The 25,003-nt window shown below is 64.4% G+C and carries 27 protein-coding genes and 1 pseudogene; 14 read left to right on the top strand and 14 right to left on the bottom strand.

The genetic code is table 11. From position 1 onward, the window contains the following. Positions 1 to 163 precede the first annotated feature (163 nt). Positions 164 to 904, top strand: a complete 741-nt coding sequence (locus tag RQX22_RS07505; RefSeq protein WP_315725134.1) for a sulfite exporter TauE/SafE family protein — start codon at positions 164 to 166, stop codon at positions 902 to 904. Beyond that, positions 901 to 1,485, top strand: coding sequence for a molybdenum cofactor guanylyltransferase (gene mobA, locus RQX22_RS07500; RefSeq protein ID WP_315725132.1), 585 nt, complete (start codon positions 901 to 903; stop codon positions 1,483 to 1,485). Before RQX22_RS07505 ends, mobA begins: the two co-directional genes overlap by 4 nt. Here the strand turns inward: mobA and RQX22_RS07495 are convergent. From RQX22_RS07495 to RQX22_RS07455, 9 genes are all read right to left on the bottom strand, one after another. Further along, positions 1,472 to 2,647: a molybdopterin molybdotransferase MoeA gene (locus tag RQX22_RS07495; RefSeq protein WP_315725130.1), complete on the bottom strand. Its 1,176-nt coding sequence runs from the start codon at positions 2,645 to 2,647 to the stop codon at positions 1,472 to 1,474. The two genes, mobA and RQX22_RS07495, sit on opposite strands and share 14 nt — an antisense overlap. Next, positions 2,644 to 3,120: a cyclic pyranopterin monophosphate synthase MoaC gene (gene moaC / locus RQX22_RS07490; RefSeq protein ID WP_410001618.1), complete on the bottom strand. Its 477-nt coding sequence runs from the start codon at positions 3,118 to 3,120 to the stop codon at positions 2,644 to 2,646. Before moaC ends, RQX22_RS07495 begins: the two co-directional genes overlap by 4 nt. After that, entirely contained in the window at positions 3,117 to 3,653 is a 537-nt protein-coding gene (locus tag RQX22_RS07485) for a molybdenum cofactor synthesis domain-containing protein (RefSeq protein ID WP_315725126.1), read from the bottom strand. The genes moaC and RQX22_RS07485 overlap by 4 nt, the downstream gene beginning before the upstream one ends. Continuing rightward, on the bottom strand, positions 3,654 to 4,115 hold the full coding sequence (locus tag RQX22_RS07480; RefSeq protein ID WP_315725124.1) for a molybdenum cofactor biosynthesis protein MoaE: 462 nt from the start codon (positions 4,113 to 4,115) through the stop codon (positions 3,654 to 3,656). 1 nt (position 4,116) lies between these two features. Further along, positions 4,117 to 4,371, bottom strand: coding sequence for a MoaD/ThiS family protein (locus RQX22_RS07475; RefSeq protein WP_315725122.1), 255 nt, complete (start codon positions 4,369 to 4,371; stop codon positions 4,117 to 4,119). A gap of 49 nt (positions 4,372 to 4,420) precedes the next feature. Continuing rightward, entirely contained in the window at positions 4,421 to 5,308 is an 888-nt protein-coding gene (locus tag RQX22_RS07470; protein WP_315725120.1) for a LysR family transcriptional regulator, read from the bottom strand. A 77-nt stretch (positions 5,309 to 5,385) separates the two neighbouring features. Then, a complete protein-coding gene (locus RQX22_RS07465) occupies positions 5,386 to 6,195 on the bottom strand; it encodes an HTD2 family dehydratase (protein WP_315725118.1) in 810 nt (269 codons plus the stop codon). Then, positions 6,192 to 7,304 carry a CaiB/BaiF CoA transferase family protein gene (locus RQX22_RS07460; protein ID WP_315725116.1) on the bottom strand — a complete coding sequence of 371 codons (1,113 nt, stop codon included), beginning with the start codon at positions 7,302 to 7,304 and terminating at the stop codon, positions 6,192 to 6,194. The genes RQX22_RS07465 and RQX22_RS07460 overlap by 4 nt, the downstream gene beginning before the upstream one ends. Beyond that, positions 7,304 to 8,479 (bottom strand): acyl-CoA dehydrogenase family protein, encoded by a 1,176-nt coding sequence (locus RQX22_RS07455; protein ID WP_315725114.1) that lies wholly within the window; start codon positions 8,477 to 8,479, stop codon positions 7,304 to 7,306. The genes RQX22_RS07460 and RQX22_RS07455 overlap by 1 nt, the downstream gene beginning before the upstream one ends. Positions 8,480 to 8,602: 123 nt before the next feature. Between RQX22_RS07455 and RQX22_RS07450 the strand changes: the two genes are divergently transcribed. Genes RQX22_RS07450 through RQX22_RS07410 form a run of 9 tightly spaced genes read left to right on the top strand, consistent with a single transcriptional unit; the run spans position 8,603 to position 16,107 of the window. After that, positions 8,603 to 9,196: a thiamine pyrophosphate-binding protein gene (locus RQX22_RS07450; protein ID WP_315725112.1), complete on the top strand. Its 594-nt coding sequence runs from the start codon at positions 8,603 to 8,605 to the stop codon at positions 9,194 to 9,196. Continuing rightward, on the top strand, positions 9,190 to 9,774 hold the full coding sequence (locus RQX22_RS07445) for a thiamine pyrophosphate-dependent enzyme (RefSeq protein ID WP_315725110.1): 585 nt from the start codon (positions 9,190 to 9,192) through the stop codon (positions 9,772 to 9,774). Before RQX22_RS07450 ends, RQX22_RS07445 begins: the two co-directional genes overlap by 7 nt. Continuing rightward, a complete protein-coding gene (locus tag RQX22_RS07440) occupies positions 9,771 to 11,240 on the top strand; it encodes an aldehyde dehydrogenase (RefSeq protein WP_315725108.1) in 1,470 nt (489 codons plus the stop codon). The genes RQX22_RS07445 and RQX22_RS07440 overlap by 4 nt, the downstream gene beginning before the upstream one ends. 6 nt (positions 11,241 to 11,246) lie before the next feature. After that, positions 11,247 to 12,416, top strand: a complete 1,170-nt coding sequence (locus RQX22_RS07435) for an NAD(P)/FAD-dependent oxidoreductase (protein WP_315725106.1) — start codon at positions 11,247 to 11,249, stop codon at positions 12,414 to 12,416. Positions 12,417 to 12,431: 15 nt separating this feature from the next. Continuing rightward, on the top strand, positions 12,432 to 13,217 hold the full coding sequence (locus tag RQX22_RS07430; protein WP_315725104.1) for an SDR family NAD(P)-dependent oxidoreductase: 786 nt from the start codon (positions 12,432 to 12,434) through the stop codon (positions 13,215 to 13,217). After that, positions 13,210 to 13,656: a VOC family protein gene (locus tag RQX22_RS07425; RefSeq protein ID WP_315725102.1), complete on the top strand. Its 447-nt coding sequence runs from the start codon at positions 13,210 to 13,212 to the stop codon at positions 13,654 to 13,656. Before RQX22_RS07430 ends, RQX22_RS07425 begins: the two co-directional genes overlap by 8 nt. An 8-nt stretch (positions 13,657 to 13,664) precedes the next feature. Beyond that, entirely contained in the window at positions 13,665 to 14,432 is a 768-nt protein-coding gene (locus RQX22_RS07420; protein ID WP_315725100.1) for a LamB/YcsF family protein, read from the top strand. Further along, the gene (locus RQX22_RS07415; RefSeq protein WP_315725098.1) at positions 14,429 to 15,109 is read left to right on the top strand and encodes a 5-oxoprolinase subunit B family protein; all 681 of its coding nucleotides are present in this window, start codon (positions 14,429 to 14,431) and stop codon (positions 15,107 to 15,109) included. Before RQX22_RS07420 ends, RQX22_RS07415 begins: the two co-directional genes overlap by 4 nt. Then, positions 15,106 to 16,107, top strand: a complete 1,002-nt coding sequence (locus RQX22_RS07410; RefSeq protein ID WP_315725096.1) for a 5-oxoprolinase subunit C family protein — start codon at positions 15,106 to 15,108, stop codon at positions 16,105 to 16,107. The genes RQX22_RS07415 and RQX22_RS07410 overlap by 4 nt, the downstream gene beginning before the upstream one ends. Before the next feature lie 72 nt (positions 16,108 to 16,179). On the opposite strand, the gene RQX22_RS07405 is transcribed toward RQX22_RS07410, so the two are convergent. Then, the gene (locus RQX22_RS07405; protein WP_315725094.1) at positions 16,180 to 17,505 is read right to left on the bottom strand and encodes a spinster family MFS transporter; all 1,326 of its coding nucleotides are present in this window, start codon (positions 17,503 to 17,505) and stop codon (positions 16,180 to 16,182) included. 351 nt (positions 17,506 to 17,856) lie between these two features. On the opposite strand from RQX22_RS07405, the gene RQX22_RS07400 reads away from it, so the two are divergent. Beyond that, the gene (locus RQX22_RS07400; RefSeq protein WP_315725092.1) at positions 17,857 to 19,032 is read left to right on the top strand and encodes a dipeptidase; all 1,176 of its coding nucleotides are present in this window, start codon (positions 17,857 to 17,859) and stop codon (positions 19,030 to 19,032) included. Between the two features lie 101 nt (positions 19,033 to 19,133). Here RQX22_RS07400 and RQX22_RS07395 read toward each other — a convergent pair whose 3' ends face one another. Further along, positions 19,134 to 19,841 carry a class I adenylate-forming enzyme family protein gene (locus RQX22_RS07395; protein WP_315725090.1) on the bottom strand — a complete coding sequence of 236 codons (708 nt, stop codon included), beginning with the start codon at positions 19,839 to 19,841 and terminating at the stop codon, positions 19,134 to 19,136. On the opposite strand from RQX22_RS07395, the pseudogene RQX22_RS07390 reads away from it, so the two are divergent. Then, positions 19,781 to 19,981, top strand: a pseudogene (locus RQX22_RS07390) (2Fe-2S iron-sulfur cluster-binding protein); the annotation flags it as partial. The gene RQX22_RS07395 and the pseudogene RQX22_RS07390 sit on opposite strands and share 61 nt — an antisense overlap. A 61-nt stretch (positions 19,982 to 20,042) precedes the next feature. Here RQX22_RS07390 and RQX22_RS07385 read toward each other — a convergent pair. From RQX22_RS07385 to RQX22_RS07375, 3 genes are all read right to left on the bottom strand, one after another. Next, positions 20,043 to 20,840 carry an enoyl-CoA hydratase/isomerase family protein gene (locus tag RQX22_RS07385; protein WP_315725088.1) on the bottom strand — a complete coding sequence of 266 codons (798 nt, stop codon included), beginning with the start codon at positions 20,838 to 20,840 and terminating at the stop codon, positions 20,043 to 20,045. Positions 20,841 to 21,067: 227 nt separating this feature from the next. Further along, entirely contained in the window at positions 21,068 to 22,603 is a 1,536-nt protein-coding gene (gene amaB / locus RQX22_RS07380; protein WP_315725086.1) for an L-piperidine-6-carboxylate dehydrogenase, read from the bottom strand. 11 nt (positions 22,604 to 22,614) lie between these two features. Then, positions 22,615 to 23,910 (bottom strand): NAD(P)/FAD-dependent oxidoreductase, encoded by a 1,296-nt coding sequence (locus RQX22_RS07375; protein ID WP_315725085.1) that lies wholly within the window; start codon positions 23,908 to 23,910, stop codon positions 22,615 to 22,617. 111 nt (positions 23,911 to 24,021) lie between these two features. Between RQX22_RS07375 and RQX22_RS07370 the strand changes: the two genes are divergently transcribed. Beyond that, on the top strand, positions 24,022 to 24,969 hold the full coding sequence (locus tag RQX22_RS07370) for a LysR family transcriptional regulator (protein WP_315725083.1): 948 nt from the start codon (positions 24,022 to 24,024) through the stop codon (positions 24,967 to 24,969). Positions 24,970 to 25,003 lie beyond the last annotated feature (34 nt).

Below are 25,003 nucleotides of genomic sequence, written 5' to 3'. Positions count from 1 at the left end.
GCCGGCTTGGCCCAGGATTCGAACTGTCTCTCGCAGGCTCATGATCGAAGATGGGTCCGGACATTGAACAGCGAGATCCATGGGATTCAACCTTAGGAGTTCCTCCCAGTCGCAGCAAGGAACGGGTTCACCTCGCCACGGTCGGGCTTATAGTCGCCGATTGATGGACACCCCTACCCTCGTCGCGCTGGCATTGCTGATGGGCGTCGGCGCGGCGCTTTATTCCTCGGTCGGTCATGGCGGCGCTTCAGCCTATCTCGCCCTGATGGCGATGTTCGGCATCTCCACGGAGATCATGCGGCCGACCGCCTTGACGCTGAACCTGCTTGTCGCCGGAATCGCCACGATCGGCTACGCGCGCGCCGGGAAATTCAATCTGCGCCTGCTGCTCGCGTTCTCGGCAACGGCGATTCCATGTGCGTTCGTCGGCGGCATGATCCATCTTTCGCCGGAGATCTACCGGCCGCTCGTCGGCATCACCTTGTGGGTCGCGGCCCTGCGCCTGGCGTGGCGGCCGCGCCAGTCGGTCGAACGCCCCGTCCGTCCGCCCCCGTTGCTCGTCTCGCTCCCCTGCGGTGCCTTGCTCGGGCTTCTCGCCGGCCTGACCGGCACGGGCGGGGGCATCTTCCTCAGTCCGCTCATCCTGCTCTTCGGTTGGGAAGAGCCGCGCAAGACATCGGGCGTGGCGGCGGCCTTCATCCTTGCCAATTCGGCGGCGGGCCTCGCCGGCAATTTGAGTTCCGTGGGCCAGCTGCCATCCGAGCTCCCGATCCTCCTCATGGCGGTCGGGATCGGCGCGCTTGCCGGCATTGCGCTCGGCATCAGGAAACTCCCTCAAATATGGCTGTTGCGGCTTCTCGCGCTGGTGCTGCTCATCGCCGGAGGGAAGCTGATTTTCACATGAGGATCGGCGCGGTCATCCTCGCCGGCGGGGCGGGCCGGCGCATCGGTGGGGACAAGCCCTTCAGGCTCCTTGCCGGCCGGTCGCTGGTCGACCATGTCCTGGACCAGGTGAAGGCATGGCAGATCCCCTGCGCGATCGCCATCCGGGACCATGCCGACCTCCGCTTTCCCGACCATTTACCTCTCCTGCACGACCGCGAAGACGCCGGTCCCATTGCCGGTCTTGCATCCGCCCTGCGTCATGCGGTCCGGGAGGGGCTCGATGCCATACTCACCCTGCCCTGCGACACGCCGCTCCTTCCGCGCGACCTGCCGGAGCGGCTGAAGCACGCTTTGGCACTACCGTCGGAAGCGGCCGTCGCGCGAAGCGGCGAGAGACTGCACCCGTCCTGCGGCCTGTGGCGCGCTTCGGCATCGGTAAGGATCGAGAATTATCTTCAGAGACGGGCTTCGTTGCGCGGTTTTGCCGAAGAATTGGGGGCCGTGATCGTTGCTTGGCCCGTCCAGCCTTATGATCCCTTTTTCAACGTCAACACCGAAGACGATCTCGCGGCCGCCGAAAATCTCCTCAAAGGTCGATGATCTCCACCAATTGCCCGGCAGCGACGGCCGGTGCCCCCGGCCTGCGGCGGATCAGGATTTCGGCTTCGGCGAGCGCCCGCTGGGCGCTGGAATCCTGGTTCGGCACCGCTTCGACCCCGTCGCCGCGCCACCTCCCCCGCACGAACGTTTCCCGATCCCCGCAGGGTGGCATATCCTGGACCAGCGGCGCGTGGCGCCACCTGGATGCATGAGCGGGATCTCCGCCGGCCAGTCCGCGTACGAGCGGCGCCAGGAACAGACGCCCCGTGATCATCGCGGAAGTCGGATTGCCGGGAAGGCCCATCACCAGCTTGCCGCGGGCACGACCGAACCAGATCGGCTTACCCGGTTTGATCGCCACCTTGGAAAATTCCAACTCCAGGCCGAGTTCCTGGAAGACCGGCTTGGCATAATCCTTTTCGCCGACCGATGCGCCGCCCGTCATCACGACCAGATCGGCCTCGGCCAATGCACGCTCCGATGCCTCCTTTATCTCCTGGGGTTCGTCGCGCAGGCGGCGCCTGGAGACGCAGTGCCCGCCATATTGTTCGGCCAATGCGGACACGCCCAGCGAGACGCTCTCGGGAATGGCGCCAGGCGTCGCCCGCGCCGTCCCCGCTTCAACGAGTTCGTCGCCGGTCGTCAATATGACTATCCTCGGCCGCGACCAGATCTCTGCCGTCGCCAGGTCGGCCCCGGCGGCAGCGACGAGCGCGCGGGGATCGAGCTGTCGCCCGGCCGGCAGCAACTGCTCGCCCGCCATGAAGTCGGAGCCACGTGGGCGGATATGAGTCGCACTGCCAGGCGGGCTCACCAGAACGATTTGGCTTCCATCGGTCCGGACGATCTCCTGGACGATCACCCGCTTCGCACCTTCGGGAACTGGTGCTCCGGTGAAGATTCGCACGCACTCCCCGGCACCGATCCGGCCCGCAAAGCCATTGCCCGGATAGGATATGCCGACGAGGGTAAAGCTCGGTAGATCGTCTCCGCTCGTCGCATATCCGTCCATGGCCGAGACATCGGCCGGCGGCGAGGCGACGTTGGCGACCACCGCAGCGGCGAGGAAGCGGCCGGAAGCCGCCGCGAGTGGAACCATCTCGCTTGCGAGCGGGCGCGCGGCGCCTGCGACGATCGCCTGCGCCTCGTCATACCCGATCATTGCGACTGCCAGTCGCCGGATCGGCCGCCGCTCTTCGACCGGACCCGGATCCCGTCGATGACCATCGTTCGATCGACCGCCTTCAGCATATCGAACAAGGTGAGGCAGGCGACCGATACCGCCGTCAGGGCCTCCATTTCCACGCCGGTAGCGCCGCGCGTCCTGACATCGGCCTGCACGCGGAATCCCGGCAACGCCTCATCGGGCAAGATGAGGACGACCACCTTGGCGAGCGGCAGGGGATGGCAGAGCGGGATCAGATCGGCGGTGCGCTTGGCGGCCATGATACCGGCCAGTTCCGCCGTCGTCAGCACCGCGCCCTTGGGCGCGCGATCCTCGCGCACCATGGCCAGCGTTTCCGGAGCGCAGAGCAGCATCCCTTCGGCAGTGGCACGGCGATCCGTGTCGGGCTTGTCGCCGACATCGACCATCCGCGCGCGGCCGCCTTCGTCGATATGGGTCAAGGACATCAGGCGCAGAGCTCCCGAAGGCGCGGGATCTGCCCGGCGATCGAACAGGGCCGATAGCGGCTGTCGAGCTCAAGCCCCAAAACGAGGTCCCAGCCGTCCCGGCAGGCGCCGGTCGAGCCGGGCAGGCAGAAGATGAACGTGTCTCCGGCCTGACCGGCAAAAGCCCGGGACTGGAGAGTCGACACGCCGACAGTCCCCAGGCTGGCCTGGTGGAAGACGATTGCGAATCCCTCCATCTCCCGCCGGCACAGGGGCCGGATCGCCTCGGGCGTGACGTCGCGCGGCGCGAAGCCGGTGCCACCGGTCGTAATGATGATGTCGAGCTGCGGGTCGTCGATCCAGGTACCGACCTGTTTTTGAATGGCATCCACTTCGTCCGGGACGATTTCCTTTGCGACCGCCTCGTGCCCGGCCGCGCCCACCCGCTCGAGCAGCAGTGCACCCGAACGGTCGGTTTCCTCGTCCCGCGTGTCGGATATGGTCAGGATCGCGATGCGCAGCGGATGGAAGTCCAGAGATTGATCGATGCCTGCCATTCAATTTCCCCAACGCAAGAGATCAGCGCGGTCTTCGTTCGTTGGCTCAATCCATTGGCCGCCCGCCGCGCCTTCTTCCTTCTTCCAGAACATCGCCTCGCTCTTCAACCGGTCCATCAGATAATCGGCACCCATGAAGGCGGCGCGCCGATGTAGCGCGGCGGCGCCGACGAAGACCACTGTGGCGCCGGGTTCGATACGGCCGAAGCGATGAACGACCAGACAGGTGGAAAGGCCGAAGCGTTCCGCGCCATCCTGGGCGATCGTCTCGAGCGATCGAAGCGTAAGCCGGGGATGGTGGTCCAGGCGCAGGGCCTCGATCTTTCGTCCCTCATGATCTTCCGGACGCACCAATCCGCAGAAATTGACGATAGCGCCGGCGCCCGTCGCTGCCGCAAGAAGCTCCTGGAGCAGGAGGTCGGGCCGGATCACATCGTCCGTCAGGCGGGCTTGCGTGGCCATGCTATCCACCCGACACGATCGGGAAGAACTCCACTTCGGTACCAGGCGAAACCGAACGATCGTCCGGAACCATCACGTCCGCCACCGCTGCGCGCACGGAAGGACCAGTCAAGTCCGTGGCCATATCGGGAAAGCGCTGTCCGATGATATTGCGAAGCTCGGCGATGGTGCAGGATTGGGCCTCCAGGGGGATTTCGGCCGTCGGGCCGCAAGCTTCGGCGAGACGCCCATAGAAGCGAACTGTCATATTGCCCATCAGGCGACGGTAGCAAAGACCAACCTGCTCGGGAAGTTGTGCCGGCGATCTACAGCAATCGGGTTTCCGCCCTTACGATGTCGGCAACGACCTGTACCGCGGCCGAAGATCCCTGGCGGGATGGCAAGGCCAGGACCACCTGCCTGCTGAGGGGTGGACTTACGGGCACGGCCTCCAGCAACCCCTGTTCGACATGTCGGCGGACAGCATAATAAGGGAGAAAGGTGCAACCCACGCCGGCCGCGACGATATCGACCAGCGCCTGGAACGAATCCGCCTCGACCGGAATATGCAGAGTCAGATCCGCCGCGGCCGCGGCATGTTCGGCGAGCGCGCGGAGGCCGTGGGGGTGACTGGGAAGTATCAGCGGACGCTTCGCGATATCGGAGAAGGATGCCGACCCGAGCTGCGAAATCCCCTGTCCCGGGGCGGCAATTGCGAACAGATCATCCGACCTGAGGGTCTCCACATTCAGGTGAAGCTGGGTGGCGGGACCGTAGACGACCGCCATGTCGATCTCGCCGCGATGGATCAGGTCGATCAGGAAGCCGCCATAGGCGTCGAAGATTCGAAGCGCGACTTGCGGGTAGAGTTCGACCACCCGTTGCGCGACGAGCCCGGCAAGGCCGCCGCTGATCGTCGGCACCATGCCGACGACGACGCGGCCGGACGGCGCTCCCGAGGCGGCAAGCACGTCCTCCCTTGCCTGCTCCAGCTGCCGCATGAGCCCGGCCGTCCGCTCGAACAGCATGCGCCCCGCCTCGGTGACCACCATGCCGCGGCCGTGCCGAATGAAAAGCGGCGTGCGAAGATCGTGTTCGAGCAGCTTGATCTGCCGGCTAAGTGCCGGCTGGGCTATGCGCAACCGGTCCGACGCCTTGCTGAGGCTGCCAAGTTCCGCGACGGCGCGAAAGGTTCTGAGCTGTCGAAGATCCATGGACCAGGGCCGTGCCATCCACGCAAGGGATCAGAGGTTCATTCGCATTTTGGCATAGCTGTCGCGGCGCGGCAAGTTCAGCAGGCGCTCGCCTCCATGGTCGGCCTGCCGCTCCTGTCCTGGATCCTGCAGTGCACCACCTCCCGTTCCGCCCAGGCAAATGCATAGGCCGTTCCACCGAGGTGAAGTGGCGCCCGCGCGCGATAATCGAAGCGCGTCGGCGCGCGTCCGAGCAACGATGCAGCGAGGTTGAGCAGGATCGTTGCCTGGAGCGGCCCCTGCGCCAGGACCCCCGCATAACCTTCCTCGGTGCGCGCATAATCCGCGTCATAATGGATGCGGTGGCTGTTGAAGGTCAGCGCGGAATAGCGAAAGAGGAGCGCTTCGCTGAGCCGGAGCGGCCGGCAAATCTGCCCCTCCGGCGCCGGGGCGTCCTTCCTTTCGTCTGGCCGTGGGGACGGGGTAACCGCTTTGGGAAGAAAGACGATGTCCTGGCGCTCGCTTAGCAGCAATTGCCTATCCGCCCGATATTCATGATCGAAGCCGGACAGGACGAGCGCGCCGCTGCGGCCCTCCTTCCGTTCGACCGGACGCAGGACCGTGGTTCGGGTCAATGCGACACCCAGCGGCAGCGGCCGGTGGAATTCCAATCGGCCGCCCACCCACATGCGGCGGGGAAACTCATCCATAGACACTGCATGCCGGCGTGGCGGATGGCCATCGGCGCCCAATTCCGAAGTCCTGGCCGTCGGCGGGAAGAGGCACCAATGAACGCCGAGGGGAGAAGCGTCTTCCTTGTCCTCGAAGAGCAATTCTTCCAGGCTGGCGGCAAAGAGATCCCGCAGCCTGGGCTCGAGCCGGTCGACAGCTTCGATTGCATCGCTCACGCCCCGAATTCCTCCCGGATCGCAATGCCATGTTGGTCGAGCTCCGGCACCTCGCTCGGAACCTGCTCGTCGCGGCCGGCGGGTCGCGGCAATTGAAAATCGCCGCCTGCGACATGCGCCGGCACATGGCGGAGCGCAGGATGCCGAAGCACATCGTCTATGCTGGAGACGCGTCCCCAGGCGATCCGCCCGGCGTCCAGCAAGCCGATGAGGTCGGCCCTCCTCCGCCCCGCAAAAGCGCCTGCAATGATGTGCCCCAGTTCCGCCCTGTTGGTCACACGCAGGACATTGTCGGCAAATCGCGCATCGTCGGCGAGTTCAGGCCGCTCGAGCACCGTCCGGCAGAAACGCCGCCACTCGGCCGGAGCCTGGATCGCGATCATGATTTCACCGTCGGCGCATGCAAAGGCGCCGTAAGGATAGATGGAGGCATGCGAGAGCCCCCATCGGCCGGTCTCCCTTCCGCCATGGCTTTTATGGAGCAGCGGCACTGCCATCCAGTCCGCCATGCTATCGAACATGGCGATCTCGATCGCACGGCCGCGGCCATCGCGTTCTCGCGAGATCAGCGCTTCCAGCACGGCTGCATGCGCGTTCATGCCCGTCGCGATGTCGGCGATGGAAACGCCGACCTTCGCCTTTTCGTCGGCCGAGCCGGTGACGCTGCAAATGCCGCTCTCCGCCTGCACGAGCATGTCGTAAGCACGCATGTCGCGTGCCGGCGTGTCCTGGCCATAGCCGCAAATATCGACCGCGACGAGGCCGGGGAATTCCCGGCACAGGCTCCGCGCATCGAGATCCAGGCGGGCAGCGGCGCCGGGGGCGAGATTCTGGACGAATATGTCGGCTCGCGCGATCATCCGCTGCACGAGCGCACGATCGCCGGCACTCTTGATGTCGAGAACGATGCTCTGCTTGCCCCGGTTCAGCCACGCAAAATAAGCGGAGGTGCCGAACACCGCCCCGTCATAATGACGGGCGGTTTCCCCTTCGGCTCGTTCAATCTTGATCACCCGCGCCCCGCCGTCCGCGAGCCTCGACGTACAGACCGGCGCCGCAACCGCCTGCTCGATCGCCACGACCAGCTTCCCCTCCAGGGCCTTGACCATCAGTAGGAGCGCGGCAGGCCGAGCACATGCTCGGCGAGATAGGCCAATATGAGGTTCGTCGAAATCGGCGCCACCTGATAGAGTCTCGTCTCCCTGAACTTGCGCTCGACATCATATTCGGCGGCGAAGCCGAATCCGCCAAGCGTCTGCACGCACATGTTGGCGGCCTCCCAGGAAGCATCGGCGGCCAGCATCTTCGCCATATTGGCCTCCTCCCCGCAATTCTCCCCCGCATCATATTTCGCCGCGGCCGCGCGCACCATCAGATCGGCCGCCCGCATCGAGGCATAGGCCTTGGCGATCGGGAACTGGATTCCCTGGTTGGCGCCGATCGGGCGCCCGAAGACCACGCGCTCGCCGGCGTAGCGGCTGGCCTTGTCGATGAACCATTTGGAATCACCGATACATTCGGCGGCAATCAGGATCCGCTCCGCATTCATGCCGGAAAGTATGTAACGGAAGCCCTTGCCTTCCTCCCCAATCAGATTGGCGGCCGGGACCGGGACGTCCTCGAAATAGATTTCGGTCGTGGAATGGTTCATCATCGTCCGGATCGGCCGGATCGTCATGCCGTTCGCGAGCGCATCGGCCATGTCGACGATGAACACGGACAGACCGTCCGACCTGCGCTCGACCTGCTCGCGCGCCTGGGTCCTTGCGATGAGGATCATGAGGTCCGAATGTTCGGCGCGGCTCGTCCAGACCTTCTGCCCTGTGATCCGGTATCGATCGCCGTCCCGCCGCGCGAACGTGCGCAGCGAAAGCGTGTCGGTTCCGCTGGTCGGCTCGGTCACGCCGAAGGCCTGGAGCCGAAGCTCGCCCCGTGCGATCCTCGGAAGATAGCGTTCCTTCTGCTCGGCGCTGCCGTGGCGGAGGAGCGTCCCCATCGTATACATCTGGGCATGGCAGGCGGCACCGTTGCAGCCCGAACGCTGCACCTCCTCGAGAATCGCCGCCGCCGCCGATAGCGGCAGGCCGGCACCTCCATATTCCTCGGGGATGAGGACGGCGAGGAAGCCGCTATGGGTGAGAGCATCCACGAACTCGCTGGGATAGGCCATGCGCTCGTCGAGCAAGCGCCAATATTCGGCCGGGAAATCCTGGCACAGCCGCGCAACCGCTTCCCTTATTTCGCGGAAATCCTGCTCTGCCATCATATCCCCGCCATTGTTCATGACGGGCTCGTCTACGCAATGCCATGGCCGCGCACCATGACCATCGGATAGAATCAGCTATAGCGAGACGGCATAACAAGGCGCCGCTGCGCAATAAAATCCTGCTATAGCTGGTCGTCAACAATGCGCCGGGAAGTCGCCGCCATTTCATTCTATCGGTCGGGAATGAGCCTTTCCCAGATCACGATGGAAAATCCCGCGGAGAGCGGCCCGGAACCCTGGCCGGCAATGTTGCACAAGCTGCTTCGCGACGCCGGGATCACCAATGTCGCCTACGTGCCCGATGCCGGGCATGCCAGGCTGATCGAACTGGTTCGCGACGATCCGGGGATGCAGGCGAACGTGCTGACAACCGAAGAGGAGGGCGTGGCGATCGCCGCCGGTGCCTGGCTGGGAGGCATGCGCAGCATCCTGCTCATGCAATCGAGCGGCGTCGGCAATTGCATCAACATGCTATCGCTGCCGGTGATTGGAAGATTTCCTCTGCTGATGCTCGTCACGATGCGCGGCGAATGGGCCGAGTTCAATCCCTGGCAGGTGCCGATGGGGGCCGCGACGGAAGCGTCGCTGCAAGCCATCGGCGTGCGCACATTCCGGGCAGACACAAGCGACGCCCTGCTGGAGACCGTCGCCGCCGCTACGATCGAGGCCTTCGACGGCGATCAGCAGATCGCCATCCTGATGGGACAACGTATGCTGGGGATCAAGAAATGGTAGCGGAACTGGATCGCCGTGCCGCGGTCGCCGCCCTGCTCAGGCAGCCCGGCGACCTCCTCGTCGTGTCCGGCCTTGGTTCGCCAAGCTACGACGTCCACGCGCAGGGCGATCGTGACGAAAATTATTATCTCTGGGGCGCGATGGGGAGCGCCGCATTGGTCGGTCTTGGCCTGGCCCAGGCGAGACCCGACCGAACGATTCTCGTCGTCACCGGCGATGGCGAACAATTGATGGGTCTGGGCGGACTTGCCACCATCGCGATCGCGCGCCCGGCCAATCTCAACATCGTCGTCATAGACAATGGCCATTTCGGTGAAACGGGCATGCAGACCAGCCATACCGGTCTTGGCCTCCAACTCGAGCGCGTCGCGGAGGCCTGCGGCTTCGCCGAATGTGGCCGTGCGGCGCGACCGGAGGATGTGGAGAAGATCCGCGCGGGTCTGCGCCGCAAGGTCGGCGGGCCCCGCCTGCACGTGATCCAGGTCAAGGCCGAAAACCTGCCGCGATCACTGCCGCCCCGCGATGCGGTGCACGTCAAGAATCGCATGCGCCAGCACCTTGGACTGCAGGTCGGATGAGCGGGCTCACGACCTTTCACAATCTGGTCGGCGGCAAGCAGGCGACGGCGGCCGCCACGTTCGAAAGCTTCGACCCGTATAAGGGCGAGGCCTGGGCGCTGATCCCCCGCGACGGACCGGACCAGGTGTCGCAAGCCGTCGAGGCCGCCCGATCCGCTTTCCGTACCGGCGAATGGCCGGCGCTGACGGCATCGGCGCGAGGGCATCTGCTGATGCGGCTGGCCGATCTCATCGAGGAGGAGGCCGACGCGCTGGCGCAGATCGAGACGCGCGACAATGGAAAGCTGCTGGCGGAGATGAGCGGTCAGCTCCGCTACATTCCAAGCTGGTACCGATATTTCGGGGGACTTGCCGACAAGATTGAAGGCAGGGTCCTGCCGATCGACAAGCCAGGCATGTTCGCCTTCACCAGGCGGGAGCCGGTCGGCGTGGTCGCTGCCATCATCCCGTGGAACTCTCCCCTGCTGCTTTTGACCTGGAAGCTTGCACCTTTGCTTGCGGCTGGGAATACGGTCGTCATCAAACCCTCCGAACATGCATCGGCATCGACCCTCGCCTTCGTCCGATTGTTCGAGCGGGCCGGGTTTCCGCCCGGGGTGGTGAACAGTGTCACGGGGATGCCCGACGAAGCCGGCGCCCCGCTCATATCCCATCCCGATGTGGCCAAGATCGCCTTCACCGGCGGCGAGGCCGGGGGCATTGCGGTCGGCCGGACCGCAGCCGAGCAACTGAAGCACATCACGCTCGAGCTGGGCGGCAAATCCGCCAACATCGTGCTCGCCGACGCCAATCTCGAAAGCGCCGCCAACGGCGTGGTTGCCGGGATCTTCGCGGCTTCCGGCCAGACATGCATCGCGGGATCCCGGCTGCTTGTGCAGCGGCGCATCCATGACGCGCTGGTCGAGAGGGTGGTGGCGCTGGGCCGCACCGCGCGCTTCGGGAACCCGGCCCTTCTGGAAACTCAGATCGGCCCGATCACTACATTGCGTCAGCGCGCCCATATCCTCGACCACCTCGCCGAGGCCCGCAGCCAGGGCGCGCACGCCGCGCTTGGCGGCGGCGTACCCGATCATCCCGGCTGGTTCGTCGAACCGACCATCCTGACGGGCATCAGCAACGACATGCGCGTGGCGCGCGAAGAATTGTTCGGCCCAGTGCTGTCGGTGATCCCGTTCGACGACGAGGACGAAGCCTATCACCTGGCAAACGATACGCCCTATGGCCTGGCTGCGGGGCTATGGACGTCCAGCATGGAAAGCGCCTTTCGCGGGGTCGAGACGCTGCAGGCCGGCATGGTCTGGGTGAACAGCTATCGCACCGTCAGCTATATGGCCCCGTTCGGCGGCTACAAGCGCAGCGGCATCGGCCGGGAGAACGGGCAGGAGGCGATCGAAGCCTATCTGCAGACCAAGATGGTGTGGATCGACCCCGCCGCGCGGACCGCAAATCCATTCGTGATCCGCTGAACCGCCATGCAGGACACGAGCCGCGTGGCGATCATCGGAGGGGGCATTATCGGCTGCCTGACCGGGTGGTTCCTGCGGGAGGCGGGATTTGCGGGGGCGATCACCATCATCGAGCGGGATCCGACCTACCGATTCTCGTCGACAGCTTTGTCCGCGGCGTCGATCCGAACCCAGTTCGCCTGTCCGGTCAATGTGTCGCTCAGCCTGTTCGGGTCAGAGTTCCTCCGCTCGATTCAGAATCGGCTCGACCCGGAAGCCGATATCGGCCTGGTCCAGAACGGCTATCTGATCCTCGCCTCCGCTCCCTCCGCAGAGATGCGGCGTGCCGCGCTGGCGATGCAGCAGTCGCTGGGCGCCAAGGTCGTGGCCCTCGATAGAGCGGACCTCGCCACGCGATTTCCCTGGCTGAACAGCGAGCAAGTGGAACTGGCGACGCTCGGCACGGCCGACGAAGGCTGGTTCGATGCCTGGGCGCTGCTGCAGGCGGCGCGGCGTGCCGCCCTGCGCCGGGACGTCGCGATCATCCAGGCGGAGGCGAGCGGTTTCGAAACGGACGGCGGCCGCATCGAAGGCGTTCGGATGGCCGACGGCTCGAGCCTCCAGGCTGATTGGTGCGTCAATGCCGCCGGTCCACTTTCAGGCAAGGTTGCGCGCTGGCTCGGCATCGCCCTTCCGGTCGCCCCCAAGAAACGCACGGTCTTCCATTTTCGTGCACCTCTTTCGGGCAAGGACATGCCGATGCTCTTCGATATATCGGGGGCCTGGATGCGGCCCGAGGGTGAAGGCTTCATCGGAGGCATACAGCCGGCGGCCGACGCCGATCCGGACGCCGGAGAGGATTTCGAACCCGATCATTATCTGTTCGAGGATCGGGTTTGGCCGCTGCTTGCCGCGCGCGTTCCGGCGCTCGAGCAGATCCGGCTGCTCAACGCCTGGGCCGGCCATTACGAAATGAACCTGTTCGACCATAATGGCGTGGTGGGGCCGCATCCCGACCTTCCCAATTTTCTTTTCGCGACCGGCTTTTCCGGTCATGGCATCATGCATGCCCCCGGTGTTGCGCGAGCGATAGCGGAGCATGTCGTTCACGGCCGCTACACGAGCATCGACGTCGGCCCGCTCGGCTTCGGGCGGATCGCAGCCGACCGGCCGATGCCGGAAAGCGCCATCTACTAGCATGAGGAAGCAGATATGAAGCTGGAGGGCAGAATCGCCATCGTCACCGGGGCGGCCCGGGGGATAGGCTACGCCTGTGCGCGACGCTTTGCCGAGGAGGGTGCGAAAGTCGTTCTCGCGGACATTGACGGCGACACGCTCCGGTCGGCTGTCGATTCCCTCGTCGCCGAAGGGTTCGAAGCCGTCGCTCAGACGGCCGACGTGAGCCGCTATTCCGATCTGCAGACTTTGGTGGATGCAGCAGTCGCGCAGTTCGGGCGTCTCGATATCATGGTGAATAATGCGGGTATCGCGCGCACGCAGGACTTCATGACCATTTCCGAGGAGGATTATGACGCTGTCCTGGGCGTCAATCTGCGAGGCGCCTTCTTCGGCCTCCAGATCGCCGCCCGGGCGATGATCGCCGCCGGCAATGGCGGCGTCATCATCAACATGTCCTCGATCAATTCGAGAATGGCGAACCCGTCGGTCGCGACCTATGCCATATCCAAGGGTGGCTTGAACCAGGTCACGTCCACCGCCGCCGTCGCCCTCATTCCGCACGGCATCCGGGTTGTTGGGATAGGCCCCGGAACCATCGCCACCGACATGCTGAACATGGGCTTCCTGACCAATGAGGCGCAACGCAAGATGATCCTGTCGCGAACGCCGTCCGGCAGGCTCGGAGAGGCCGAGGAGGTCGCCGCGGTCGCCGCCTTCCTTGCCAGCGACGACGCTTCCTATATCGTGGGCCAGACGATCTTCGTCGACGGAGGCAGGATGATCCTCAATTACGTCATGCCGGAGGCCGAAAATGCCTGATATCTTCCGTCGCATGCATCATGTCTGCATCGTCGTACACGACATCGCCAAGGCCCAGGCATTTTACGAATCCGTAGGGATCGGCCCTTGGCAGGACTATCCCCCGCTCGACCAGTATACCGAGCTCGACGTCCCGAGCAGAACGGGATTTCTCGGCATGGTCTATAAATATGCCGATGTGGAGAATATGCAGATCCAGCTCTGCCAGCCGCCGGAAGAGGATTGTCCGCAACGGCGTTTTCTGAACGAAAAGGGCGAAGGGGTGTTTCACCTTGGCTTCACGGTGCCCGACTGCAACCTGGCCGAGGCTAAGGCGGCCGAATCCGGGCTGCACAAGCTGATGAAGGGACGTCGCCCGGATGGAAGCGGCTTCACCTATTTCGACACTGCCGCCTCGGCGGGAGTCCTGCTTGAAATCCGCAAGGCGGCGACGACCTGAGGGGTGATATGCGCACCATAGATCTCAACGCCGACCTGGGCGAAGGCTATGGTCCCTGGCTGATGGGCGACGACGGCGCCATGCTGCGGATCGTCACGAGCGCGAACCTCGCCTGCGGCGGCCATGCCAGCGATCCCGAAACCATGTTCAGGACCTTGCGCCTGGCGCATGAGCGGAAGATCAACATCGGCGCCCATCCCAGCTATCCCGACAAGGAAGGATTTGGACGCAGAAGGCTGCCCTTTTCACCCGCGGAGGTGGAACGGTTCGTCGCCGCACAGGTCGGTGCCCTGATCGGCATTGCCGCGCTGGCCGGGGCAGGCCCAGCCTATGTCAAGCCGCATGGCGCGCTTGGCAACGTCGCTTCGGAAGACCGGCCCGTTGCCGAGGCGATCGTTCGAGCCACGAGGGCCGTCGACTCCAGCCTGGCGATCCTCGCAATTTCGGGGACCATGCTCGAGACGGTGGCCCGCGAAACGAATATGCGCGTGTTCAGCGAAGTCTTTGCCGATCGCGGCTACACGGATGAGGGCAACCTGGTGCCGCGGAGCGAACCGGGCGCGCTGATCGACGATGCCGAGACGGCCACCCGGCGCATGCTGGAATTCCTGCGCACGGGAACCATGCCGACCGTCTCCGGGGGAGAGGTCACGATGGCGGTGGATTCCATCTGCATCCATGGCGACAGCCCCCACGCGCTCGAAATGGCGCGGCATCTGCGCGACGCCCTGGAAGCTGCCGGCTTCGGGATCGCGCCTTTCCTTCCACCGGCGTGACCCAATTCATCTTCCGCGCGGTGGGCGAGGCCGCCCTGCTCGTCGACCTGGGAGACGCGATCGACGCCGATCTCAGCGAATGCGTGGTCGCCATCGACGCGGCGCTGCGCGCCGCCCCGCCGCCTGGCCTGCGCGAAACCGTTCCCGCCGCGACATCCTTGCTGATCCTGTTCGACCCGGAAGCCAGCGAGATGCGGACCGTCGAAGCATTCGTCCGGGAAGCCGTCGGAAATGCGGTGAATGCCAGCCGCGAAGCAGCCGAGCATGTCATCCCCGTCTGCTATGAAGGCGAACATGCACCGGACATGGAGCAGCTTGCACGGCGGACGGGGCTGTCCGCCCAAGCCATCGCCAAGCATCATGCCGAAGGCGATTACCGCGTCCTCATGTACGGCTTTGCCCCCGGCTTCGCCTATCTGGGCGGCGTGCCCGAACCGCTGGCGGTCCCGCGAAAGGCTGCCGCCGTCCGCGACCACAAGGTTGGAAGCGTGATGATCGCTGCCGGCCAATGCATCGTCATGCCGCTGCCGATGCCGACCGGCTGGTGGGTGATCGGACGGACCGCGATTCAGATCCTGCGGCCGGAGGCGGACGACCCATTCCTCTTCAAACCCGGCGACCGCATTCGCTTCGAACGGATCGGGTCCGACGAACTGGAAAGGCAGTTGGCGCGGTGAGCCTGACGCGCATCATCGTGGAGAAGGCAGGTCCGCTCACCACGATCCAGGAGCGTGGCAGGACCGGCTACATGCGTTTCGGCGTGCCCCATTCGGGACCCATCGACCGCCTGGCATTCGCAGCGGCGAATGCCGGCATCGGCAATAAGGAGGGCGCCGCCCTCATCGAAGTCTCGCTCGGCGGTATCAGCCTCGTCTGCGCAGAAGGAAGCGTCGGATTCTGCGTTTGCGGCGGAGACTTTACGGCGGAGGTGGAAGGATCGCCTCTCGGTTCCTGGGCGACAGGTATCCTGCACGCCGGAATGCGGCTTAGGATCAAGGAGGGCGCGCTTGGCAATTGGGCCTATCTCGCCTTCGGGGGCGATCTTCTGGCTCCGTCCTGGCTCGGCAGCCGGGCAACACATTTGCTCGCCGGCCTGGGTGGCGGCCGCGTTGGGACCGGCCGGGAAATCATCGTGGAGGCTGCGCCGCTGCCGAAAGAAGCCCATGCCTTGCCCAAGCCGGAATTGCGGCCGATCGAAGATGCGATGATCGTGATGGGACCCCAGGACCGCTATTTTCCCGAAACGGCCCGGTCGGCGGTCACCGGCTCGCCCTTTACGGCTTCCGCCAAATTCGACCGGATGGGCCGGGTGATGGAGGGGCAGCCGCTCGTTCCCGAGCGGCTCGACATCGCCAGTGAGCCAGCGGTCCGAGGATCGCTCCAGATCGACGGCGAAGGAAGGCTGACGATATTGCTAGCCGACCATCAGACCATTGGGGGCTATCCGAAGATCGCCACGGTCGTCGGGTCGGACGTGGACAGGATCGCCCAGCTTCCCACCGGCGCCGCGCTTCGCTTTCACCCCGTCCCGGTCGAGGAAGCCACGGCCCGATGGCGAAACCATGCCGAAGCGGCCAGGCGCTATCTGGCCGATGCCGCGACTGGATGGAGGCCGTTCGGCGAGCGCCTGATGGCGTCGAACCTGATCGATGGGGTCGTCGACGCCAGCCGCTGACCGCCGACATTTTCCGGCCGGATCCGGAATGTCCCCAAAGCTGCGTCGCGGAAGACCGACTTCGGCGGCTTGTCAGCCTTTTCCTTTCCCGATCTCGCGCCCCGCGCGGATGAAGTGATAGGCGCCCCAGATGCCGGTAAGGGCGCTGATCAACAAGGCGAGCCGCAGCGATTCCTCCGGATTGCCGATATGCGGCCGGATCAGATCCGACAGGCTGCCAATCCCTTGCGGGGCGACGATCAAATTGGCGACGTTGGCGGTGAACAGGAGGATCGCCACCGATGCCGCCCGCATCTGCGGCCGCACGAGATTGTGGATCAGCGCGAAACAGGGGCCGATATAGACGTTGGCCAAGGGAATGAAGAACCACAGGCTAAGAAGCGCAAGCTCGCGATCCTGCACCCAATGGGCCAGCAGCGCCGGGATGGTGATCAAGCCGGTTATCAGGGCCGTGAAATAGCATTGCCAGGCGACCGGCTTTCGCGCGAGCCAGATCATCAGCAAGGCGGAGGCGGCCAGCGCGATGCCGCCGCCGACTCCGTTCATCAGCCCGACCTCGATGCCCGCCTCCGCGACCGAAAGGCCGTGCGAGCGGGCCAGGAAGGCAGGGGTCCACCAGATCAGGCCCATTCCCGAAAATGTCGCCACCGTACCGCCGGCGAAGACATGGAAGACCGCCTTGCGGCTGCGGATAAAATGAAGTGTTTCACGCAGGCTCGGCGGCGGGGTCTCGGGCGCAACGGCCGGCGCCGCGTCATACCGCCCCCGTTTCGGCTCGCGCAGGGTCAGGAGAAGGAGGAAGATCGGAAGCCCCGCCGCAGCGGCGGCCAGCATCGCCATGCGCCACCCATGCGCTTCGGCGATAATACCGGCCGCGATTCCGCCGACCGCCGAGCCGATCGGAACGCCGATGGCGAAGATCGAGGTGGCAACCAGGCGGCGGCGCGGCGGAAAATAATCGGCAAGCAGGGACTGGGACGGCGGCGTCCCGCCGGCCTCGCCGACTCCGACGCCCATGCGAGCGATCAGCAATTGCACGAACGTCTGGGACAGGCCGCAGGCCGCCGTCATGACCGACCAGGCGGCAAGCGCCCAGGCGATCATCTTCTTGCGGTTCACGCGGTCGGCCAGCATGCCGAGAGGAATGCCAGCGGTGACATAGAAGATCGCCATGCCCACCCCGGTGACCAGGCCCAGGGCGCTGTCGGAAAGCTGGAACTCGGCGCGGATCGGCTCGATCAGGGTGGAGAGGACATAGCGATCGGCGATGTTGAGCGCGTAGACGGCGGTGACGACGAACAGCGCCCAATAAGCGACGCGGGCTTCGCTTGGGCTGCTCCAGTCCGCAGAGCTCTCGCCGACCGGACCGGCGCCGTGATCGCCATGAACAACTTTCATCCTTATCGCCCCCCTGCCGGCGCGTCCGAAACGACTGCCCCTTTCCATTTATGGGGCCGCGCTTCCCGTGTCTTGGCAAATCGGATCACCTAAAAACATGACGTTGATCGAGCTCGCGCGGTTCGACCCGATATCCCGGCCTGATATAAGTTTCGTGCAAATCAGCCGCCGGATCTGTCAGCCAATCAGTTCATCGCCGCAAACCTGACGTCAGCGCGAACCAAGGAAAGTGCACCAAGACAGGGGTCCAAGTCCTGTCACTCCGGTACCGGCTTTTCGCGCCGGCCCTTGCCCTCGGTGCCGATCTGGGTAGTTTCAGGTTGAGAGCCGGCATCGCAGGGAGAATAGCGCGTGACAGACAGCCCTTTGCATATGGATCGCCGCCGGTTCGCAATCGGCGCCTTCGCATCGGCCGGCCTCATGGGCTTCCTGCCATCGGCCTTGGCCGCAGCGGACGCGCCCGCCGATAATCCCGGGCCGATTCCGCAGCATATTAAAGACCTCTACAAGCGCGCAATCTCCATCGACTGCCTCGGGAGCCCGAACACCTTCAACGTCAACTACCCCCCTGGAAGCCCTCATCTGTCGGCCGAACAATTGCGCAACGTCCACGCAAGCGGGCTGACCGCAATCAATATGACTGTCGGCGGCGGGAGCGCAGCACCCCAGCAGGAACGTATCGCCGGCATCAAGGCGGACGTCGCCGCCAATCCCGACATCCTGGCACTGATCACCCGGCATAGCGACATCGCCGCCGCCAAGAAGGCAGGCAAGCTGGGCATCATCCTCGGCTTCCAGGGCCTGGAATGGGCGCAAGACGATCTGTCGCAGATCGACAGGTTCGCCGAAGGCAATGTGCTGATCATGCAATTGACCTATAATCAAGAAAGCAAGATCGGATCGGGATCCTTGTCGCGCGATCCGCAACCCGGGCTTGAGGCAGTCGGCCGTGAAGCTATCCGGCGGATCAACGCGCGCAAATTGACTGTCGACCTCGCGCATTCGCACCCGCAGACCGCGCTCGACGCGACGCGTGAATCGACCCGCCCGATCATCGTTTCCCATACCGGGTGTCGCGCCGTCTACGATCACCCGCGCAATCAACCCGACGAGGTACTGAAGGCGGTCGCCGATGGCGGCGGCGTGACCGGAATCTTCATCATGCCTTTTCTGGGCCTCGACACGCTCGGGCCGACGCGCGCGCTGGTGACCCGGCATATCGTCCATGCCCTCAAGGTCGCGGGCGAGGATCATGTCGGCATCGGCACCGACACGTCGATCACTCCGGTGCTGTTCGACGCCAATTACCGCGCAGAGCTCCGCAGGTTCAGCGACGAGCGTACGCGCAAGGGCATTGCCGCACCACTCGAAGATAGCGGGCTGCCCTTCACGACTCCGGGCCTCAACACCCCGCGCCGGCTGGAGGTGATCGCATCGGACCTTGCCCAGGCCGGGGTCAAGGACGCTGTGATCGAAAAGGTCATTGGAGGCAATTTCCACCGCGTTTTCCGCGAGACCTGGGCGTAGCGAGCGGCGAACGCGCCGGATTTGGCGAACGACAGCTTATTTCCGAAAGGCAAGCTATGCCCGATCGGTCTTCGTTTCAGGCCATGACGCCCTCGCGTCCGCTACCCATTTTGGGGGATCAAATCGCCCAGCAATGCTTCACGCAGCTTGAATTTCTGGATCTTTGACGTCGACATCGGCCATTCCTTCACGGTGCGGACATGACGCGGGATCTTGAAGCTGGCCATTTTCCCCTGGCAATGTTGGATTAGCTCGGCCTCGGATACGCCTTGGCCGTCGACCAATTCGACGAACGCGGCCGGCACTTCGACGTAGCGATCGTCAGGAATGCCCACCACCTGAGCGAGCTTCACGGCAGGATGGGTTTGCAGCATCGCCTCGATCTCGGCGGCCGCGACATTTTCGCCGCCCACTTTCAGCATGTCCTTCGTGCGGCCGTGAAACATGACCTGCCCATCGGCATCCATGGATCCGATATCGCCGGTATGAAACCAGCCGTCGCGGATCACCTCCGCGGTCTTTTCGGGCGCATTGTAATAGCCTTTGAGCATGTTCGGGCCGCGAATGACGATCTCCCCGCGCTCCCCGACACCGCAATCGCGTCCCGTCTCGATATCGACGATGCGCATTTCCCATTCCTCGAGCACCTCGCCACACCGGCCGGTACGCTGCTCGAAACTGTTGTCGAGCCGGCTGGTGGAAACCGTCCCCGCCCCCTCGGTCAGGCCATAGGTGCCGACCTGGATGGTGTGGAGGCTGCTGCTCCTGCGCGACCTGCCACGTTCATGTCGATCCGGACTTCGTCGCACGGTTGCCGGCCATGTCGGAGGATGAGGATGATCTGCTGGACAGCTCCGACCACCGGACCGATCGCTCCCGCCTGTCCTGCCAGTTGCGCGTTTCGGACATGTCGGACGGCCTTCGGGTCCAGATCGCGCCCGAGGACTGAACTGGTTTCTGGCCCCGGCAGGCGTTTTCGCCGCATTGCCGGCCGGCTTGGGACGAGACTATCATTCAGGCTTCCGGCCGAATTCCGGTCGGCGCTTTTCCTGGAACGATGCCACGCCCTCCCGCCCGTCCGCCGTCGCCATCGAAGCGGTGATGGCGCGCGCTTCCAGCTCCATCTGCGTCTCCAGGCTGTTGCCGAAGCTGGACAATAGAAGCTGGCGCGAACGCCCGAGAGCGCCCGTGGCGCCCTGGGCGAGCGCCTCGATCACCTTATCCGCCTCCGACACCAGCACGTTAGGATCGACCGCGCGGGTGATCAGCCCTGCTTCCGCCGCCTCGTCCGCACTCATGCGACGATTGGTCAGAACGAGTTCCTGTGCCCTGCGCAGTCCGACGAGCCTGGGAAGCAACCAGCTCGCTCCGCCGTCCGGACTGAGACCGATAGCCGTATAAGCGAGCGTGAAATGTGCCGATCGCGACGCCAGGGCGATGTCGCCGAGCGCGGCCAGGCTGAGGCCCGCTCCTGCCGCCGGACCGTTGATCACCGTGACCAGCGGCTTGTCCATCCGGGCGAAAGTCGCGATCGCCACATGCAGATGCGCAGTGATCGCCTTGATGAGTTGCGGCGCCTCCGCACCGGCAGCGGTGAAACTCTGGACATCGCCGCCGCCGCAGAACAGCTTGCCTTCGCCCGTCACCACGACACAGCGTATGCCCTGATCCGCATCGCAGGCAGCGGAAAGCTCCATCAGCGCCCTCGCCGTCGCAAGGTCGATCGTATTTCCGCGCTCAGGCCGGGAAAGAATGATCCAGGCCGCCGGCCCACGCCGCTCGAAACGCACCGGATATTCGTCGCTCATTGGTTTCCGCCAATCCTCTCGGGTCAAATTTCTGTTACCCCCTTTCGACGGCATGTCACGACAAGATACAAGCGTATAAGAGGTCTCGCCGGCCATTGTGCAATCTGTGCCCCCGTTCCTCACGCCTCAAGCCATGAAGCGGGGTCGAACCAAGACCGGTTCAGCGCCTGCATCAAGGTGGACTGGGTGGCCGACCCATTGCCGCATGAGAAGAAGGATAGATATTATCAGCGAGAAATCGTGCCGCCGATCTCGAACTTCACACCCTGAGCGAGCGGCATGGTACGACCATAATTGATGGCATTGGTCTGGCGTCGCATATAGGCTTTCCAACTGTCCGATCCGCTTTCGCGGCCGCCCCCGGTTTCCTTCTCTCCGCCAAAGGCACCGCCGATTTCGGCACCCGACGTCCCCATATTGACGTTGGCGATCCCGCAGTCCGATCCTTCCGCCGACAGGAAAAGTTCGATCTCCCGCATATCGGTCGCAAAGATGGACGAAGAGAGGCCCTGCGGCACGGCGTTCTGCAGCGCGATCGCTTCGTCGAGTGAACGGTATTTCAAGACGTAGAGGATCGGGGCGAAGGTTTCTTCGCGAACGCAGGCGGCCTGATCATCCATTTCGACGAGTGCCGGCCTGACATAGAATGATTCCTTGCCGTTCACATCGACCCTGCCGCCGCCGTGCACGTGCCCGCCCGCCGCACGTGCCGCATCGAGGGCGCGCTCCATGGCGGCAAAGGCGTCGGCATCGATCAAAGGCCCAACCAGCGTATCGGGCTCCCGCGGATCGCCGACCGCGACGCCCGCATAAACCCGGATCAGCGCCGGCACCAAGCGATCGTAAACCTCTTCGTGGACGATCAGCCGGCGCAATGTGGTGCAGCGCTGCCCCGCCGTCCCCATGGCGCCAAAAGCCGCGGCCCTGAGAGTCAGATCGAGATCAGCCGAAGGGGTGACGATCGATGCATTATTGCCGCCCAGCTCCAGGATCGCCTTGCCGAAACGGCGAGCCACTCGCTCTCCGACGCTGCGTCCCATCCGCGTGGAGCCGGTCGCCGAAATGAGCGGCACCCGAGGGTCATTGACGAGCAATTCGCCGACCGCTTTTCCTCCGATGAGCAGCGCGATCAATCCGTCGGGTGCGTCTTCGCCGAAGCGCGTTGCGGCGCGATCGGCCAGGGACTTCACCGCCATTGCCGTGAGCGGCGCCTTTTCCGACGGCTTCCAGATCACGCTGTCGCCGCAGACCAGGGCCAGTGCGGCGTTCCAGCTCCAGACCGCGACCGGGAAATTGAACGCCGAAATCACGCCGACCGGGCCGATCGGATGCCACTGCTCCGTCAAACGATGATTGCTCCTCTCGGACGGCAGGCAAAGTCCGTAGAGCTGGCGCGAAAGGCCGACCGCGAAATCGCAGATATCGATCATCTCCTGAACTTCGCCCAATCCTTCGGACAGCACCTTGCCGGCCTCGATCGAGACCAGCCGCCCCAGGTCTTCCTTTCCCTTGCGCAACTCATCCCCCAACAGGCGCACGAACTCTCCCCGCCGCGGCGCCGGGACCGTCCGCCAGGCGAGGAAGGCCTGCTCGGAGCGGGCGATCAGGAGATCGACTTCGGCTTCGTCCGTTTCCCGCAACCGCGCCACTTCTTCGCCGGTGATGGGCGATCGGGCGAGCAACGAGCCGCCTTCCAGCTGGGTGCCGGAGACTCCCAATCTGGCCATGAGGTCACGTGTTTCCTCGGCAAGGGCGACAGTCATATGCTTCTCCTTCAAGTAGCTGTTCGAAATCTGGAGCCTGCGAAATGGGCGAGGCCGGCCCCCAGTTCGTAAAATGCGGATTTGGCGGTGCGAAAGGGCGCCGCACGCGAGGTGGTGAGCGGGAGCGAAAGGTCCTCGACGGCGATTTCCCCCATGACCAAGCGGGCCAGATCGCGACCGAACGACGTGCCGGGCGCAATCCCGCGGCCGTTGAAGCCGCTGATCGATATCATGTTTCGCCCAGGGGAATGCAGGCGGGGAACGGCATCGTCGGTCATGCCGATTTGTCCATACCAGCCATGCTCGAACCGGACGTCGCCAAGCCCCGGGAAAATTCGCGCCAGCGCGCGCTGCCCCCACTTCGCATGAACTCGGCCGCCGGTGCCGCCGAGCGCGCCGACGCTGCCGAAGACGAGGCGGCCCGAGGCGTCGAAGCGAAACGAGGAGAGAATCCTGTTCGTGTCCCAGGCGCCCTGACGCTCCGGCAGGATCGAAGCGCGGAGTGCCGCCCCCAAGGGGCGTGTCGCGAGGTTGAAATAGGGCAGCATGACCTGCTCTCGCGCCAGGTCGCGACAAGGACCGGTCGAATAGGCATCGGACGCAATGATGATCCACGGCGCCACCACGCAGCCCTCCGGCGTCCTGACGCGCCACGCTCCGCCCATATCTTCGAACGCCAAGGCGGGGGAGTCCGTGAAGAGGCGAGCGCCTTGACGCATGGCATGATCGGCCAATCCCCGAGCATAAGCGAGCGGCTGGATGGTCCCGGCGCGTCGATCCAGAAGCGCGCCGGAATAAGCGCTGCTGCCGACGAGCCGCGCTGCGCCGCCTGCGTCGAGGAGCTCCACGGGTGCCAGGCGCTGTTTCCATTGTCGGGCCCGTTCCGCAATGTCGCCAAACCCTTTTCGCCCCACGGCGCAATGGAGCGTGCCGGTGCGGACAGCCTCGCATTCCATGCCGTATCGATCGATCAGGCCGAAAACGAGGTCCGGCCCTTCGCTGAGCTGGGACAGTAGCCGCTCGCCATAAGCATCGCCGAGCGTCGCGGCCAAGTCGTTCGGCATGACCCAGAGGCCCGCATTGACCAGGCCGACATTGCGTCCAGAGCCGCCAAAACCGATCTGACGGGCCTCCAGGACGATCGGCACTCGACCCGCTTCGGCCAGATGAAGCGCCGCGGAGCAACCCGTATAGCCGCCTCCGATGATGGCCACGTCCGCATTGGCCTGCCCGACAAGCCGTCCGGCGACAGGCGCGGGAGGCGCGGACTTTTCCCACAAGCCGTGACTGTGCTGATCCTTCTTCACTGCCTCAGGTCATCGCGTGACGTTTGTTCATGATCGATGAGATTATGTTTGTTGCCACAGAGTGCGACAAGCTCCAGATCGGACAGAGATCATTCTGGATCGGAATAACATATGGTACCTAGACGCTTTCTGCCGCCAACCTCCCTGCTCTGCGCATTCGAGGCCGCCGCGCGCACCCAGAGCTTTACCGCCGCCGCGCGGGAATTGAATCTTACGCAAAGTGCCGTCAGCAGACAGATACGCGCGCTCGAGGAGATATTGGGCTCGGAGCTCTTCCACCGCGAGAAGCAGAAGGTGAGGCTCAGCCTGGCCGGAAGCGCATATGCGCGCGAGATACGGGAGGCGCTGACGCGGATTTCCGGCGCGACGCTAGGCTTTCGCGCCAATCCGGTCGGGCGATCCCTCAACCTGGCCGTCCTGCCCATGTTTGCCGCCCGGTGGCTGATCCCGCGTTTGCCGCGCTTCCTTGCGGCACATCCGGATATCACGATCAACCTGGCGACGCGCTTGACGCCCTTCGATTTCCGACTGGAGGCGTTGGATGCGGCCGTCCATTTCGGCGTGCGGGAATGGCCGGGCGCAGAAATGGACTTCTTGATGCACGAGACGGTCGTGCCGCTGTGCAGTCCCGCCATGAAGCAGCGCCTGGACTGGACCTGCCCGGCCGACCTGGCCCATGCGCCGCTTCTTCACCTGGTTTCCCGCCCCGACGCATGGGAGCGCTGGTTCGCGGCCATGAAGATAGATCCCGACGAAGTGCATGGCCCGCTCTTCGACCAATTTTCCTTGATAACAGAAGCGGCACGAAGTGCATTGGGCGTGGCGCTGCTTCCCGAATTCCTGGTGCGCGCCGAAGTTGAGAATGGAAGTCTCGTGAAAGCCTTGGATGCACCCGTGGCAAGCAAAGAGGCTTATTATCTAGCCTGGCCACGCACCCATGAGCATTATCAGCCGCTTGAGCTTTTCAGGCAGTGGATGCAGGCGGAAGCGAGCAGCATCGGCGTGCCATCGCATCGGCAGGAGCCGGGTGCCGTTAACCAGATATCCCCAACACGCTGACGCAGGAGACCGCGGATTCCACCGACCCTCGTTC

Source organism: Sphingosinicella rhizophila (assembly GCF_032378825.1).
Classification (GTDB): Bacteria; Pseudomonadota; Alphaproteobacteria; order Sphingomonadales; family Sphingomonadaceae; genus Allosphingosinicella; species Allosphingosinicella rhizophila.
Note: the sequence above shows the minus strand (reverse complement) of the source record. Positions and strands in the feature narration are given on the sequence as shown.